We start from the raw sequence: 15,971 nt of genomic DNA on the forward strand, positions 1-15,971 counted from the left end.
CGGAGCACCCGCATGACCACCACGTCGACTTCGAATTCATCAACTGACGTCACGTCCCTCCTACAGCAGGCGGCGCAGTCCATTATCAGCGGCTCGACCAAGTCGACGCTCGATGTCAACTCGCTGGTGTCGGCGCTCGTAACGGCAAAAACAGCGGCTCAATCGTCGGCAATTGTGAACAAGCAGAATTCGGACAACGCCGAACTCTCTGCAATCGGCAAGATCAAATCGGCGCTCGCGTCGCTGCAGACCGCATTGAGCGGCCTCTCGGACGGCACGGCGCTAAATCAGCTCGCGGCCGCGGTCAGCGGCACGGGCACGGGTGTCACGGCAACAGCCGACCCGAGCAAAGGCGCGGTGGCCGGCAACTACACACTCGCCGTCACCAACATCGCGACGGCCAACAAGATTTCCTCGCAGGCGTACGCGTCGGGCGCGAGCCTGGGCAGCGGCACGCTGACGGTCGGCGTCGGCAGCAGCTCGATGCAGATCAACGTCGCATCGACTGATTCGCTGTCGGACATCGCCACTGCGATCAATTCGGCAAACAACAATCCGGGCGTATCGGCAGCCGTCATCACGGCAGCGGACGGCCAGCATCTGGTCCTGACGTCGAAGCAGACGGGCGCGGCCAACACCGTGACGGTTTCCGCAGGGGCAGGCCTCGATACCGGCCTGAACACGGCCAGCTTCACGCAGGTCGCGGCCGGCAAGGACGCCACGCTCTCAGTCGACGGCAACACGATCACGAGCGCAAGCAACACGATCACGAACGCACTCACGGGCGTGAGCATCGACATCTCGGGCGCGTCGGCGAACAGCACGCAGACGATCTCGATCACCAACGACACGACGGCGTCGACGAAGGCCATCAACGACTTCGTCACGGCGTACAACAGTTACATCACGACCGAAACGGGCCTGACCTGGGACCCGACGGCGGCGACGGGCTCGCAAGCGGGCGCGCTGCTCGGCGATTCGATGACGAACACGATCACGAACGGTCTGGGCGGCCTGGTCGCCGGCGGCATCACCGTCGGCGGCAAGACCTTCAGCTTGTCGTCGATCGGCATCAACCTGCAGCACGACGGCACGTTGTCGGTCGACTCGACCACGCTGCAGACCGCGCTGACGAGCAACAGTTCGGCTGTCGCGGCTGTGTTCAACAAGACGAACGGTATCGGCACGACGCTGAACTCGTTCATCAACACATACACGCAGACGAGCGGCACGATCGATCAGCGCACGCAGAACCTGAACACCGACCTGAGCAGTCTGGCGGATCAGGCGACGCAGCTCACAAACTATCAGAGCACGCTGACCGACCAGTACAACGCGCAGTTCTCGGCGCTGAACACACTGATGACGACGATGGCCAACAACACGGCCTACCTGAACCAGCTGTTCGGCGGCGGCGGCCTGACGGGCTCGCTGAACGCGAAATAACGCGGGTAGACACTCCGCTCAATGGAACTGACGATGAACGATTCGCTGACACGCGCACTCGACCTGACCCGCGCTCTCGAAGCCGCGGTTTCGCAACAAGACTGGGCACGCGCGTCTGCGATCGTCGAAGAGCGTTCGCCGCTGTTGATGTCGCTGCGCCCGGAACAGACGCCGGAAGCGCTGGAGAAGATCCGCGCGATCCAGCGCATCGACGCCGCCATCAGCCAGCAAACCCGCACCGGCATGGATCGCCTTACCGAGCGGCACGGCAATGCGTTGCAGCGCATCAAGTCGGTGAGCCTGTATCACTCGACGGGCATGCTCTAAGGAATCGAACTGAAGAACACCGCGCGATGTAGTCCAAAAAAAATGCGCGGATTGATAAAGCTGCAGCGATGCAGCTTTTTTTTTGTCTTCTGCGTGTCTGGCATCTGCGACCGCGCCATACCGGCGCAATCGCAGATGCCCGAGCAGGATCTAGTTGGCGCCTTCCTCGTAGACGCGCCACATTCCTTCCAGCGCGTCCTCGAAGTTGCTCGCAAATCTCCGCGCGTCGCACATTGCAGAGGCGAGCACATGCTCGCGCATTCCGGCGCGCAGCGTCGCCAGTGCATCGACGTTGGCCGCCAGTTCGCGGGCCTTCTCGACGTAGCCATCCTGATCGTCGGAGATCCATTCGCCGAAGCCGGCGGAATGCAGCACGCTCTCGCAGATATGGCCAAGGAAGCGGTCGCCCTTCATCGCCACGACGGGCACGCCCATCCACAGCGCTTCGGCCGTCGTCGTGCCGCCCGGATACGGGAAAGGACTGAGCACGATGTCCACGTGATGGTACGTCTTGAAGTACTCGTTGCGCTTCGATCCGCCTTCCAGGATGAGTTGCGAGGCGTCGATACCGCGCTCCGCGAAGCGCTGAAGCGTCGCATCGAAGGCATGCTTGCGGTCGAGTTCGTGCGCCTTGACTAGCAGACGTGAGCCGGGTACCTCGCGCAACACGCGGGCCCACAGATCGAGCACGTCATCCGTCATTTTTGCGAGCTTGCCGAGATAGCCGAACGTGACGAAGCCATTGGTTCGCATCGGCAGCGGACCAACGGGAACATCGCACTCCGGCGGCGTCATGCATAGATAGCCGTCGGGCAGACGCCATGGCTTTTCGATGAAGTGATGCGCTTCTTCTGGCGGCAGCACGTAGCGATCGCCGAGCACATAGTCGATTTCCGCAATACCTGTCGACGCAAAAAAACCAAGCCACGTCACCTGAATGGGCGCAGGCTTCATCGCGAATACGGGCAGACGGTTGAATGCCGTATGGCCCGCCATGTCGAGCAGGATGTCGATGCCGTCGTCGAAGATGCGCTGCGCGGCGGCGTTGCGAGAGAGCTTCCATAGCGGGGTCCAGACGTCGAAGAGCGGCTTCAGACGTTGCGTGATTTCGTCTTCGATGTCGTTGGTCTGGTACGCGATCAGTTCGACCCGCGACCTATCGATGTGACGCAGCACGCTCTCGGTGAAGATGCCGACGGGATGCGTGCGCAGATCGCCCGACACGAAGCCGACGCGCAACGGTCGTTGCCCGCGTGGCGCGCGCGTATGCGAAAACGGCGTGACTTGAGAGGCGATACGCTTGCCGAAATAGACGGCGTCGGCGAGATAGTCGCTGACGGGCCGCTGCGACATGCTGGCCTCGCAAAACAGCAGGGCCGTGTGCGCGACATCGGCATCGGGCGAGCGCTCAATCGCGCTCCGATAGCTGCTCGCGGCCGCGTCGAGCTCACCCAGCGAGCGCAACACGTCGCCGAGGTTGATGTGCATCCGCGACGAGCCGTCCTTCAGCTCGAGCGCCTTGTGCGCATGGTGCAGCGCTTCGCTCGGGCGCTCCGTCTTCAGATACGCGACCGCGAGATTGTGATGCACTTCGGCATCGTCGTCCGCGAGCGCGACCGAGCGCTGATAACTGTCGATCGCTTCTACGTAGCGGAACAGTCCGTACCATGCATTGCCGAGCGTCGCATAGGCTTCGGCCAACGTCATGCGCGGCTCGGTAGAATGCGCGCGCTTCATGGGCACTGCCGTTGCCGCCCCGCCCAGCCAGGAATCGACGGTCGCCTGCGCAAGCCGCATCGCTTCGGAGTAATGCATCGCCGCGGCCTCGCGCTCGCCCATATCGCGCAGCGTATTGGCCAGATTGTTGTGCACGCCGGGCCGATCGGGGTCGAGTTCGACTGCCCTGCGAAGGCTTGCCGCTGCCTCGGCGAGTTCGCCGCGTGCGAGCAGCAGCGTGCCGAGACTGTTGTGCATCAGCGCGCGGTTCGAATCGAGCGCAATCGCGCTGCGATAGCTGTCGATCGCCTCGTCGTACTTGCCCTGCTCCATCAGCGCGTTGCCGAGGTTGTTGTGTGCGTCGGCGTAGTCGCGCCTGAACGAAATCGCCTTGCGATAGGCGAGCACCGCGCTGTCGATCTCGCCGAGATCCTTCAGCGCGTTGCCGAGGTTGTTATAGGCTTCGGCGTAACCCGGCCGCAATTCGATAGCTTGCGCGCTGCTGCGCATCGCTGCATCCGGCTGACGGTCTTCGCGCAGCGCATTGCCGAGATTGTTGTGCGCTTCCGCGTAACCCGGATTGAGTGCCACAGCCTCGCGATAACTGTCGATCGCCTGCTTCAGCTGGCCGTGCTCGCGCAATGCGTTGCCGAGGTTGTTGTGATAAATCGCGTTCGGGAGAATCGCGATCGACTGGCGCATCAGCGTGATGCCCGCGTCGTGCTGTTGAATCTGGCACGCGAGCAGCCCGAGAAAGTGCAGCGCATCCGAATGCCGCGGATTGACGCGCAGGATCTCGTCGTAGATCGCCTTGGCTTCGGCGAGCCTGCCGGCCTGATGATGCGCGAGCGCAGTGTTGAGAAGTTTAGCGTGATCCACTGTGATCCTTTGGTTCTTCGGAGGCGGGACGAGCGCGCCCGCCTCGCGTCATGCAGCTTGCGGCGCGAGGTACTGCGCCCACATGCCTTCGAATGCCGCTTTGAGATTCTTCGCGAAGCGCCGCGCATCGCACAACGGCGACGCGAGCGTCTGCGCGCGCAAACCCGCGCGCAACGCAGCAAGGCGCTCGGCCTGCGCGGCCCACGTGCAGGCCAGCGCGAGATATTCGTCTTCATCGCGCCCGATCCATTCGGCAAGTCCCGCCGCGTTCAGCACGCTCTCACAGATATGCGTGACGAACCGGTCGCCCTTGAGCGCGACAACAGGCGTGCCCATCCACAGCGCTTCCGCCGTCGTCGTGCCGCCCGGATACGGAAATGGGCTCAGCATGATGTCGACGCGGTTGTACGACGCGAGATACTCGTGACGCGGCGAGCCGCCTTCGAGAATCAGACGCGACGCGTCGATGCCCTGCGCGGCGAATTGTTCCAGCGTCGAACGGCGCGCATGTTCCGCGCCGAGTTCGTGCGCTTTCATCATCAGCTTCGCGTCCGGCACCGCATGCAGAATGCGCGACCATTCGACGATCACATTGGGCGTGATCTTCACCAGCTTGCCGAAATAGCCGAAGGTGACGTGGCCATTGAGCGTCATCGGCAGCGGGCCGACCGCCACATCGTCTTTGGGCGGCGTGAAGCACAGATAGCTGTCGGGCAGCCGCCACGTCTTCTCGACATAGTGCGACGCTTCGTCGACGGGCAGCACGTGCGGATCGCCGAGCACGTAGTCGATTTCATTCAACCCCGTCGTGCCGAAGTAGCCTAGCCAGCTCACCTGCACGGGCGCGGGCTTCCACGCGAACACCGGCAAGCGGTTGTACACCGTATGACCCGACAGGTCGACGAGGATGTCGATACGATCGTCGCGAATCATCTGCACGGCCTGTTCGTCGGGCACGTTCATGAGGCTGCGCCATGCGGTGAAGCGCTGTTTCAGCCGCGCCGTAATATCGTCTTCCTTGGCGCGCGTCGAATAGGCGATCAGATCGAAGCTGCCGTCCGCGAAATGCTCCATCACCGATTCAATGAAAATGCCCACGGGATGCAGTTGCAGATCGCCCGACACGAAACCGATGCGCAGCTTGCGTCCATCGTTTTGCGGCGCCGGATGTTCGCAGCGGCGGGCACGCGCGGCCATGCGCGCGCCGAATTCGCGCGCGGCAGCAAGCGTGACGGAAGGCGGGGTCGGCGCGTGGGTCGCGAGATCGAACAGCAGCCGGTTATGCGCGAGCTCCATTTCACCATCGAGCGCGATGCCGCGCCGGTAGCTCGCAATCGCGCCCTCCGCGTCGCCGAGCACGCTCAACACATCGCCCAGATTCACGCGCGGCACGGCTGAATGCGGTTCCAGCTCGACCGCCTTTTGCGCGCTCTCGAGCGCCTCATCGGCGCGGCGCTGCTTGAGCAACGCGACAGCCAGCCGATGGTGCGCAGGCCCGTCGCGCGGTGAGAGTTCGGTTGCCGTCCGGTAACAGAGGATCGCGGCGTCGAGCTTGTCGCCGTGTTCGTATGTGTCGCCCAGTTCGAGATAACCCGATGCGTCGTTCGGTGCAAGCTCCACGGCGCGCGTGAGCGATTGCGCCGCTTCATCCCAACGCTTGCGGCCGCGCAGCCATTGGGCGAGCTTGCGGTGACGCGCGGCATCGGCAGGCGCGAGTTGCGCTGCACGTTGCAGCGCGGCGATTGCCGCATCCGCGTCGCCGCTTGCGTGCAGCAGCGTCGCAAGGCTGTCGTGACTGTCGACGCGCCCCGGATCGAGTTCGATCGCGCGACGGAACGCTGCAATCGACTCGTCCGCCTTGCCTCGCCCCGCCTGCGCGCGCGCGAGATTGCTGAACGCGTCCGCGTAGTCGGGCTTGAACGACACGGCCTTCCCATACGCGAGCACCGCGTTGTCGAGATCGCCGAGATCCTTCAGCGCGTTGCCGAGATTGTTGTAGGCCTCCGCATAGCCGGGCCGCAACTCGATCGCCCTCGCGCAACTGAGCATCGACGCGTTGGCGTCGCCCGCTGCGCGCAGCGCATTGCCGAGATTGTTGTGCGCTTCCGCGTAATCAGGGCGCAGCGTCACGGCATGCCGGTAGCCTTCGATCGCTTCACCGAACTGGCGGCGTCCGAGCAACACGTTGCCGAGGTTGTTGTAGTAGACCGCATCGGGATTCGCGGCAATCGACGCGCGCATCAACGCGATACCCGCGTCCGCGCGATCCGTCTGGCACGCGAGCAGCCCGGAGAAATGCAGCGCGTCGGATTGCGCGGGATCGCGCTGAAGAATGGTGTCGTACAGCGTCTGCGCGTCGGCGAGCCGTCCCGCCTGATGGTGGGCGAGCGCTGCGTTCAAAAGGCTCGGAATGTCGTGCATGATCAACGTCCGGGCCGCCTTCAATAGGGATGCGACTGTGCGAAGAAATCGACGAGACCGCCGTCGTGCTCGATCATCACGCTCTTCGTCGCGATGCCTTCGCGCGTCATTTCGGCAATGATGTCGCGCGCGCGCCATTGAGTCGGAATCACGATCACGTCGACATCGGTTTGCTTCAGCACATCGCGGAACTCGATCCGCTGTCCCGTGCCGGGCACGAAGGTGCCGACCTTGCCCGGGTCCGAATCGACGACCAGCGGAAAGCGCTCGGCATCCGCGCCGAAGTGATGGATGAACGCCGCCGCCTTGCCCGTGCCGCCCCAGATGGCAACGCGCTTGCCCGACGCGCTCAGTTGCGACAACTGCTGCGCGATGGCCGCGCGGCTCGCGACGGTGCGCGCGGCAAAACGCGTCGCGGCTTCCGCGCGCGAGCGCGCCTGCGCAGGCACCGCGAGTTTCACGAGCGCGTAGACGACTTCGCCGTCGTAGCCGTGATCGAGCGTGACGATTTCGCCGGCGCGCGACATCAGCGCGCGGAACGAATCCGTGGTGAAGTGCGACACATGCTCGTAGAAGAAGTCGGCGAGACGCTGCGTGTCGAACACACGGTCGATGCACGGCACTTCGGCGAACAGCCAGCTGTCCCTGCCTGTCGATACGGCGCCCCACGCCAGCGCTTCGATGAGCCGCGCCGGCTCCGTCAGATGCTCGAGCACGTGGCGAATCACGACGGCGTCTGGCTGGAAGATTTTCATGTCGGCGAGCGGCTCGAACAGGCGCGGATGAAACTCCACGCCCAGTCCCGTCTCAGGCGTCGCATTCGGATCAAAGCCGATAAAGCGGCCGCCCGGCCGTGCCTGCGCGAGTCCGCGCACGAAGTGCCCTTCGCCGCAGCCGATTTCGACGACGTTCGGCGCATCGGGCAGGCGCGACAGCACGAGATCGCGCGTGTCCGCGAGATGGCCTTTCCAGATGCTGCCGTTGTTGAACATCCGGTTCGGATTGCTTTGATACGGAATGGCGTCGTACTCGAAGCGGTGATTCCACACGTGCGTGCACGACGGGCACTGCACGAAATCCTGCGCATGACGCGGCAGCGCTTGCGCGGCATCCGCCGAGCCGGGCCACGCGAGTGTCGCCAGTGTCTGTTCGCCCGCCGGAAAAAAGCGCGCGGCGACGGTGTTCGAGCAAACCGGGCAAACCGCTTCGATCAGATCGCAACTCATTGCTTCACTACCTTTTTGAAGTACGCGATGGTCTCCCTGAGACCGTCTTCGAGCGTCACGCCCGGCTCCCAGTCGAGATGCTGGCGGGCCTTTGCGATGTCGGGACGCCGCTGCACCGGGTCATCCGACGGCAGCGGTCGATATTCGATGCGCGAGCGCGAACCCGTCAGACGCAGCACCGTTTCCGCCAGTTCGCGGATGCTGATCTCGCTCGGATTGCCGATGTTGAACGGCCCCGGCTCACCTTCGTGATCCATCAGGCGCATCAGTCCTTCGACGAGATCGTCGACATAGCAGAACGAGCGCGTCTGGCTGCCGTCGCCGTACAGCGTGATCGGCTCGCCCTGCAGCGCCTGCATGATGAAGTTCGAGACGACGCGGCCATCGTCGGGACGCATGCGCGGGCCGTACGTATTGAAGATTCGCGCGACACGAATGTCGACGCCGTGTTGCCGGTGATAGTCGAAGAACAGCGTCTCGGCGCAGCGCTTGCCTTCGTCATAGCACGCGCGCGGGCCGTTCGGATTCACGTTGCCCCAATACGTTTCCGGCTGCGGATGCTGCTGCGCGTCGCCGTACACTTCGCTTGTCGATGCCTGCAGGATGCGCGCGCCGCAACGCTTCGCGAGCCCGAGCATATTGATCGCGCCGAGCACGGCCGTCTTCACCGTCGATACAGGATCGCTCTGGTAATGCACGGGGCTCGCCGGGCACGCCATGTTGAACACGCGGTCCGCTTCGACATAGAGCGGCAGCCACACGTCATGGCGGATCAGTTCGAAATTCACCTTGCCGATCAGGTGGTGAACGGTCTGCTTGCTGCCTGTGTGAAAGTTGTCGACGCACATCACGTCGTGACCGGCTGCCACCAGCCGGTCACACAGATGCGAGCCGAGAAACCCCGCGCCGCCCGTAATCAGCACCGACTTTGCACTCACTGCGCCGCCTCCGCGACCTGCGCGACGCGCGCTTCCCACATGCCGTGCAGCGCGGCTTCCAGATTGCGTGCGAAGCGCGTCGCGTCGCACAGCGGCGAGGCGAGCAGTTGCGCGCGCAGACTGCCGCGCAGCGCCGACAGCCGTTCGCGATCCGCGGCAAAGGCGGCGGCTTTGTCTACGTAGGCGGCATCGTCGGCGGCGATCCAGTCGGCGAGGCCTGCCGTGTGACACATCGTTTCTGCAATGTGCGTGACGAAGCGATCGCCGCCCCGGCACAGCACAGGCACGCCCATCCAGAACGCTTCGGCCGTCGTCGTGCCGCCGCCGTACGGGAACGGGCTCAGCATCATGTCGACACGGCGGTAGGCGGCGAGGTACGCGTCGCGCGCCGAGCGCCCTTCGATAATCAGCCGCGTCGCCGGAACGCCGCGCATCGCGAAGCGGCGCACGAACGAATCGCGCACGTGCGCGTCGTCGAACTGGCCGGACTTCAGGAACAGCACCGCGCCCGGCACCTTCTGCAGCAGTGTCGACCACACGGCGACGACATGATCCGTGACCTTCGTCACATTGCCGAAGTAGCCGAACGTGATGTGACCGTTCGCGAGCACCGGCAGCGTGCCCGTTTCGACGGATTCGGCGGGCGGGGTGAAGCACAGATAGCTATCGGGAAGGCGCCACGGCTTTTCGACGAAATGCGCTTCCTCCGCTTCCGGCAGCACATGCGCGTCGCCGAGGATGTAGTCGATCGCGCGCACGCCCGTGCTCGCGAAGTAGCCCGGCCACGTGACCTGCACAGGCGCCGGCTTCCATGCGAAAAGCGGCAGACGGTTATAGGTGCTGTGGCCCGAAGCGTCGATCAGAATGTCGATGCCGTCGTTGCGGATGCGCTGCGCGGCCGCTTCGTCGCCGACACCGGCGATGCTAGTCCACGCGGAGAACGCGGGCTTGATGCGCGCCGTCAGTTCATCTTCGACATCGCGCGTCGGGTAGGCCACCAGCTGCACGCGCGAAGCATCGAGATTCGCGAGCACGCTTTCGATGAAGTAACCGACAGGATGCTTCTTCAGATCGCCCGACACGATGCCGACACGCAGCGGACGGTCCGCGCGCGAGCCCGTGTCGGCGAGCCACGTCGTGAACGGCTGCGCGCGCGCCTCCATGGCTTCGCCGAAGCGCAGCGCTTCTTCCAGATACGCTTGCGGCGTGGTCTGCTGCTGATAGTTCAGCGCGAACAGCAGGTTGCTGCGCGGCTCCGCGAAATCCGGACGCAGCGCGATCGCGTTGCGCCACGCTTCGATGGCGGCCTCGAGCTCGTCGAGTTCCATCAGCGTGTTCGCGAGATTGTTGTAGGCGCGCGCGTGATCCGGCTTCAGGTTGATGGCCTGGCAGAACGACTGCACAGCGCCGTGATGATCCTTCAGCGCGCGCTGCGCGTTGCCGAGGTTGTTGTGCGCGTCGACGTAATCCGGCTGCAGCACGAGCGCCTGGCGGAAACATTCGGCGGCAGCGGCCGGCCGGTTGTTGGCCTGCATCACGTTGCCGAGGTTGTAGTAATAGAACGCCTGCGGATTGCGCGTGATGGCCGCCATGATCAGATCGCAGGCGGTCTGGTACTGGCCGAACTCATGCGCGATCAGGCCGAGCAGATGCATCGCATCCGCGTGGTTCGGATCGATCGCGAGAATCTGGCGGTACAGCGTTTCCGCTTCGTCGAAGCGCTCGGCCTCGTGATGCTCGACGGCCGTCTGCAGCATCGACGCGACCTGCGCCCGCGCCGCCGCGTCGGGCGCTGCTTGCGGCTGCGACGCCGCACCGAAATTGGCAGGCGTCGGAATGCGCTGCCACGAGCCGTTCTGATTCTGATTGAAGTCTGTCATGCGAAATTGCGCTCCGCGTGCTGGCGGGCGTCTCCTGATGAATGTCGATCCGGTTGGGCGGGCAGCCCGCTGTTGGGGTGATGGCATGCGGCGTGGCGCGCCCACATGCCGTGAAATGCATCTTCGAGATGCCGCGCGAAACGCGGCGCATCGCATAGCGGCGAAGCCAGAAGACGTTGGCGCAACGTGCTTCTGAGCGCTGCCAGTTCATCGCGCTGCGAGCTGAAGCGCACGGCTTTGTTCAGATAGTCGGCGTCGTCGACAGCGATCCATTCGGGCAAGCCCGTCGTGTTCACGATGCTTTCGCCGACGTGCGATAGAAAGCGTTCGCCGCGGCGCGTCAGCACGGGCACGCCCATCCACAGCGCTTCGACGCTCGTCGTGCCGCCCGCATACGGGAACGGGTCGAGCGCGATGTCGACGCGCTGGTAGGCCGCGAGCAGTTCGGCGCGCGGCGACTGGCCTTCGAGCAGCAGACGCGCGCCGTCGATGCCGTGCACGGCGAACCGTTCGAGCGTGGCGCGCTGCGCGGCTGGATCGTCGAGCTGGCGCGTCTTCAACAGCAGACGCGACCCGGGCACGGCGTCGAGCACGCGCGACCACAACGCGATGACGGCATCGTTGAGCTTCACCAGATGGTTGAAGCAGCCGAACGTGATCGCGCCGTGTGCGCCGGCGGGCAGAGGACCGGCCTCGATATCGAAAGGCGGCGGCGTGAAGCACAGATAGCTGTGGGGCAGATGCCATGGCGCTTCGACGAATTGCGACGACTCGTCGAACGGCAACACGTGGCGATCCGCGATCACGTAATCGATCGACGCAAGGCCCGTCGTCGCGAAGTAGCCTAGCCACGTCGCCTGAACGGGCGCGGGCTTCCGCGCGAACACGGGCAGGCGGTTGTGATTCGTGTGCCCGGACAGGTCGACGAGAATATCGACCGCGTCGTCGCGGATGCGGCGTGCGCAGGTTTCGTCGTCGAGCCGCGAGACGTCGTGCCACGCGCTGAAGTGCGGCATCAGGCGCTGCGATACCGCGTCGTCGCGCTGGCGCGTCGCGTAGGCGACGAGTTCGATGCGTTCCCGGTCGAGATGGCCGAGCACGCTTTCGAGGAAAAAGCCGACGGGATGCGAGTTCAGATCCCCGGATACGAAGCCGACGCGCAGGCGCTTTTTTATCTCGCTGGCGTGCGGCGGATGTCCGACCCGCAGCACCTTCGCCGACTGACGCTCGCCGAACGCCCGCGCTTCATCGAACTGCTCGCGCAAGCTCACATCGGGCCGCGTGTTCAGCAACAGCAGCAGATTGCTGTGCGCCTGCGCGAAGCCGGGATCAAGCGCGACAGCCTGCCGGTAGCTGGCCGTCGCCTGATCGAGCAAGCCCTGATCGCGCAGCACGTTGCCGAGGTTGTTGTGCAGTGGCGCGCGCCCCGGTTCCAGCGCGAGCGCGCGCCGGTACGCCTCGGCGGCGCGCGCGGCGCGGCCGTACTTTTCCAGGATGTTGCCGACGTTGTTGTGCGCGTTCGCGTCGTTCGGATTCAGCGCGAGCGCCTTGATGTAACTGTCGAGCGCGTCTTCGTCGCTACCCAGATCCAGCAACGCGTTGCCGAGATTGATCCAGGCTTGCGCGAACTCCGGCTTGAGCTCGACAGCGCGCGTGCAACTGCCGACCGCGGCCAGAGAATCCCCCGCCTGGCGCAGCGCATGGCCGAGGTTGCTGTGCGCTTCCGCGTAATCGGGCGCGAGCGACAGCGCCGCGCGATATGCAGCAATCGCGCCCTGATGATTGCTCGCGCGTCCGCGCATGTTGCCGAGATTGTTCAGGTAGATCGCGTTCGGATGCAACTGGATCGACTTTTCGATCAGGTCGATGCCGGCCGGCAGGTTGCCGACGTCGCACACGAGGACGCCGAGAAAATGCAGCGCGTCGGCATGCGCGCCGTCGTGCTGGAGAATCAGTTTGTAGCACTCGGCGGCCTCGGCCGTGCGGCCCGCCTGATGATGCGCGAATGCGGCTTGCAGCACGGCGGCGGCATCGAATGCGGGCGCAGCCGACGACGGCGCGTGCGCCGTCCCGTCCATCTGGACGTCGCCGCTTGAGCGGGATTCGTGGTCGGCAGGCGCTTGCATCGGGGATCCTGACGTGACGCGAAACGACGCGCTTACACGCCCATGTACTTCTGCATGTAGCGCTCGTAGCCGCCGCGCCACGCGGGGGTGCCGAACGATCCGCCGCTTTCGTGGACGACGCTCATCGGCCACGTTCCCATGCGCAGTCCGCGCGACTCTGCCTGGCGGCAGAAATCGAGGTCGTAGAAATGGAAGTCGAAGCGCTCGTCGAAGGTGAGGCCGCTGTCGATCAGGCGCTCGCTATCGGCGGCGAGCAGGAGTCCGTCGAGCAGCTTGCATTCGCGGCCGGGCGGCCCGTAGATCGACATGTTCGTGCACGGAAAGCCGCTGCCGTGTCCGACGACACCGCTCAGATATTGAGCGTCGTCGCGTGTGAACGACGCGTCCCTGAAGTACCAGGACGGCTGGCCAGGCAAGCGGCGCGTGTTGCCCGCCAGACCGACGATGTCGAATTGCGTGACGGCGTCTCGAATGCGGTCCATCCAGTAGAAGTCGCACAGATGCAGGTCGTCGTGCAGGAAGACGAGGATCGCCGGATCGTTGCGGGACTGTTCGATCGCGTAGTTGTAGATCGACGAAAGGCCGGCCCGGTTGTCGTCGAACAGCATCAGCTGCGGCGGGCTCGCGTGACGGAACAGCGAAAGCGACCGGCCGAGCGCGGTCTTCTGCGGGAAATCGTCGTAAGAGGCGCGGGTGCCGCAAACCAGGCGAATGGGCTTCATCAAAGGAAAATCCAGGAAAAGACGAATGATCCAGCAACAGCGGGGCGCGCCCGCACGGGTGCATGCTGTCGTCACGCAGGAAGCTACGCCGCTGCCGCCCCGACACCAAACTTCGGATCACGCGACGCATGAACCTTGCCGCCATTCTGGTTGCTACAAGCCGCGCTTGATCGATGGATAAGGCCATGTAAACGGTCGCTATTCCCCGTACTGTTCAAACGGCCAAACCTCGACCAGCACGCGCGTTAGAAGCGGACTGACAGCTGGATTGACGGCGCCGGCGCGAAACCCAAGCGCGACATGGGCGCAAGCAAAAACGCAAATGCGCCCTCTGATCAGGTTTGCGAAGCCCGTGACACGCGGCCTTCACGTTGAGACCTGCGAATTAAGCGTCAAATAGTGGTCTGTTTCCCGGATTAAGGCGCGGCAATCAGCGGTAGTCTCGACGCATCGCTGACAGGCTGCGTCTACCGTGCTCGCGTACAGGCTACTCAACGGCCTGCAGCCGACCAAAGCCGTGACGCCCACAACAGATTGAATACGGGAGAGTTCGTTTTAATGGCAACGGTCAGTATCTTGATACCTGCGTACAAACCGCAATACCTCGTGCGGGCGATCATCAGCGCGCAGCATCAGACATTCACAGACATTGAGATTCTCGTGGGCGACGACACGCCCGACGGAAATCTGGAAGGAATCGTCAAAGGTGTGAGCGACGCTCGTCTCCACTACTTTCACCACGGCTTTCAGAAGGGCACGCGCAATATCCTTGCACTGTGGGAGCGCGCGAAAGGCAAATACATCAAGTTTCTCTTCGACGACGACATCCTCTTGCCGACCTCCGTTGAGACGCTGGTCGCCGGGCTGCGTGCCAACCCGGATTCGCTGCTGGCCTTTCACGAGCGGGTGTTCGTCGACGCCGACGACAAGGTGACGTCGGCCCCGCCGCGCCTGCTCGCTGATGGCCAGATCGCCCGCATTGAACGTGGCTTCCTGGTCCAAAACATGGTGGGCGGGATGAACAACTTCATCGGCGAGCCGAGCAATGTCATGCTGGATCGTGAGCGGTTCGATCCGGCGCGACTATTCGAATACCGGTCGCAGCGACTTGACTACCTTGGCGATGTGGCGACATATCTGAACGCGTCCGAGCAGGCGCCTATCGTCGCCGTCGGCGGATACTTCAGTGCGTTCAGGCGGCACGCCGAACAGGCCTCCAATCAGTTCAGCCCGCATATCAGCGCAGGACTGTACGAATGGGAACTGATCGCACGTAGTGAGGCCGCTGCTGGACATCTGAGCGGCGCCGCGCTTGAAGTTGTGAAACGTCAACTCGCGCAACTCTATACGCACTGGGCCGTTCCGTTGCCAGAGATTGCGCGCTTTGCCGCCAATCTCGACGAACTGGTCGAAAGCAATCCGCTCGAGTTGCTTGATTCGGTCCAGTTCCAGGCAGACCTCGCTCACGCGCGCAAGGCCTTGACCACGCGTATAGCAGCCCGCAGGAAGGCAGCCTCGGCCTCGCCAGCACAAAAATTCTGCGCGGTCTGCGAGACTCCGGTTGAAGGCTGGATACCCCACCCCGAAGCAAATAGCAGCCGCGACTTCATGCAGCAGATGGGTGCGGTCGGCTCCACGCTCGAAAATCATCTATGCCCGCATTGCAACTGCAACGATCGCGAGCGGCATCTATGGCTGTATCTCGATCGGGCGCAGATCCTCAAAGGCATCGCCCAGAAGCGCATCCTGCACATTGCGCCCGAGGCCGGGATCGAGCGGCGCGTACGCGCGCTGGCGCCGCTCGAATATGTCGCTGGGGATCTTTCTCCACAAAAGCCCGACCACCGTGCGATCAACGTCGAGCGGATCGACTACCCCGACGGCTACTTCGATCTGATCGTCTGCAATCATGTGCTGGAGCACGTCGACAGGCCGGATACAGCGCTCGCCGAATTCACCCGATGCCTCGCACCAGGCGGCCATCTTGTCGCGCAAACGCCCTATTCGCCGTTACTCAAGCACACGTTTGAGCTCAATGTTTTCCCGTCCAAGCCTTTTGCCACGCGGTACTTCGGGCAAGGTGATCACGTGCGCCTTTTCGGCAGCGATCTTCTCAGCCGCATTCGCGCAGCAGGATTGAACGGCGACCTGTATCCCCACACGACGGTGCTTGGCGATATCGACCCGAACGCCTGGGGCTGCAATGAACGCGAGCCTTTCTTCCTCTTCGCAAAGGGGCCCGCACCGGCATTCCTGAACTGAGCCGGGTGGTTGGACTCGCAGGGACGCC

At 63.8% G+C, this 15,971-nt stretch carries 10 protein-coding genes; 3 read left to right on the plus strand and 7 right to left on the minus strand.

What is annotated here, in order from left to right:
• The first annotated feature begins 12 nt into the window (after positions 1-12).
• Both fliD and fliT read left to right on the plus strand, forming a co-directional pair.
• On the plus strand, positions 13-1,446 hold the full coding sequence (gene fliD / locus C2L66_RS15815) for a flagellar filament capping protein FliD (protein ID WP_060599531.1): 1,434 nt from the start codon (positions 13-15) through the stop codon (positions 1,444-1,446).
• A gap of 33 nt (positions 1,447-1,479) precedes the next feature.
• On the plus strand, positions 1,480-1,773 hold the full coding sequence (gene fliT, locus C2L66_RS15820) for a flagellar protein FliT (RefSeq protein WP_224101592.1): 294 nt from the start codon (positions 1,480-1,482) through the stop codon (positions 1,771-1,773).
• Between the two features lie 150 nt (positions 1,774-1,923).
• Here fliT and C2L66_RS15825 read toward each other — a convergent pair whose 3' ends face one another.
• Genes C2L66_RS15825 through C2L66_RS15855 form a run of 7 tightly spaced genes read right to left on the minus strand, consistent with a single transcriptional unit; the run spans position 1,924 to position 13,681 of the window.
• On the minus strand, positions 1,924-4,368 hold the full coding sequence (locus C2L66_RS15825) for a tetratricopeptide repeat protein (RefSeq protein ID WP_060599530.1): 2,445 nt from the start codon (positions 4,366-4,368) through the stop codon (positions 1,924-1,926).
• 48 nt (positions 4,369-4,416) lie between these two features.
• Positions 4,417-6,789, minus strand: a complete 2,373-nt coding sequence (locus tag C2L66_RS15830; RefSeq protein WP_060602424.1) for a tetratricopeptide repeat protein — start codon at positions 6,787-6,789, stop codon at positions 4,417-4,419.
• A 20-nt stretch (positions 6,790-6,809) separates the two neighbouring features.
• Complete coding sequence (locus C2L66_RS15835) at positions 6,810-8,015, minus strand: class I SAM-dependent methyltransferase (RefSeq protein WP_060599529.1); 1,206 nt, start codon at positions 8,013-8,015, stop codon at positions 6,810-6,812.
• Entirely contained in the window at positions 8,012-8,953 is a 942-nt protein-coding gene (locus tag C2L66_RS15840) for a UDP-glucuronic acid decarboxylase family protein (protein ID WP_098021570.1), read from the minus strand. The genes C2L66_RS15835 and C2L66_RS15840 overlap by 4 nt, the downstream gene beginning before the upstream one ends.
• Positions 8,950-10,833 carry an O-linked N-acetylglucosamine transferase, SPINDLY family protein gene (locus C2L66_RS15845; protein WP_082670302.1) on the minus strand — a complete coding sequence of 628 codons (1,884 nt, stop codon included), beginning with the start codon at positions 10,831-10,833 and terminating at the stop codon, positions 8,950-8,952. Before C2L66_RS15845 ends, C2L66_RS15840 begins: the two co-directional genes overlap by 4 nt.
• Positions 10,830-12,959 (minus strand): O-linked N-acetylglucosamine transferase, SPINDLY family protein, encoded by a 2,130-nt coding sequence (locus tag C2L66_RS15850; protein ID WP_060599528.1) that lies wholly within the window; start codon positions 12,957-12,959, stop codon positions 10,830-10,832. The genes C2L66_RS15845 and C2L66_RS15850 overlap by 4 nt, the downstream gene beginning before the upstream one ends.
• Before the next feature lie 32 nt (positions 12,960-12,991).
• A complete protein-coding gene (locus tag C2L66_RS15855; RefSeq protein WP_054929289.1) occupies positions 12,992-13,681 on the minus strand; it encodes a glycosyltransferase family 2 protein in 690 nt (229 codons plus the stop codon).
• 558 nt (positions 13,682-14,239) lie between these two features.
• Here C2L66_RS15855 and C2L66_RS15860 point away from each other — a divergent pair.
• Positions 14,240-15,943 carry a methyltransferase domain-containing protein gene (locus tag C2L66_RS15860; RefSeq protein ID WP_060599527.1) on the plus strand — a complete coding sequence of 568 codons (1,704 nt, stop codon included), beginning with the start codon at positions 14,240-14,242 and terminating at the stop codon, positions 15,941-15,943.
• Positions 15,944-15,971 lie beyond the last annotated feature (28 nt).

Origin of the sequence: Paraburkholderia caribensis, assembly GCF_002902945.1 — a bacterium.
In the GTDB taxonomy this organism is placed as follows: Bacteria; Pseudomonadota; Gammaproteobacteria; order Burkholderiales; family Burkholderiaceae; genus Paraburkholderia; species Paraburkholderia caribensis.

Bases quoted from the DNA above. Each gene is read 5' to 3' on its own strand.
- fliD (WP_060599531.1), top strand. From the start codon at position 13: ATGACCACCACGTCGACTTCGAATTCATCAACTGACGTCACGTCCCTC.
- fliT (WP_224101592.1), top strand. From the start codon at position 1,480: ATGAACGATTCGCTGACACGCGCACTCGACCTGACCCGCGCTCTCGAA.
- C2L66_RS15835 (WP_060599529.1), bottom strand. From the start codon at position 8,015: ATGAGTTGCGATCTGATCGAAGCGGTTTGCCCGGTTTGCTCGAACACC.
- C2L66_RS15830 (WP_060602424.1), bottom strand. From the start codon at position 6,789: ATGCACGACATTCCGAGCCTTTTGAACGCAGCGCTCGCCCACCATCAG.
- C2L66_RS15860 (WP_060599527.1), top strand. From the start codon at position 14,240: ATGGCAACGGTCAGTATCTTGATACCTGCGTACAAACCGCAATACCTC.
- C2L66_RS15850 (WP_060599528.1), bottom strand. From the start codon at position 12,959: ATGCAAGCGCCTGCCGACCACGAATCCCGCTCAAGCGGCGACGTCCAG.
- C2L66_RS15845 (WP_082670302.1), bottom strand. From the start codon at position 10,833: ATGACAGACTTCAATCAGAATCAGAACGGCTCGTGGCAGCGCATTCCG.
- C2L66_RS15855 (WP_054929289.1), bottom strand. From the start codon at position 13,681: ATGAAGCCCATTCGCCTGGTTTGCGGCACCCGCGCCTCTTACGACGAT.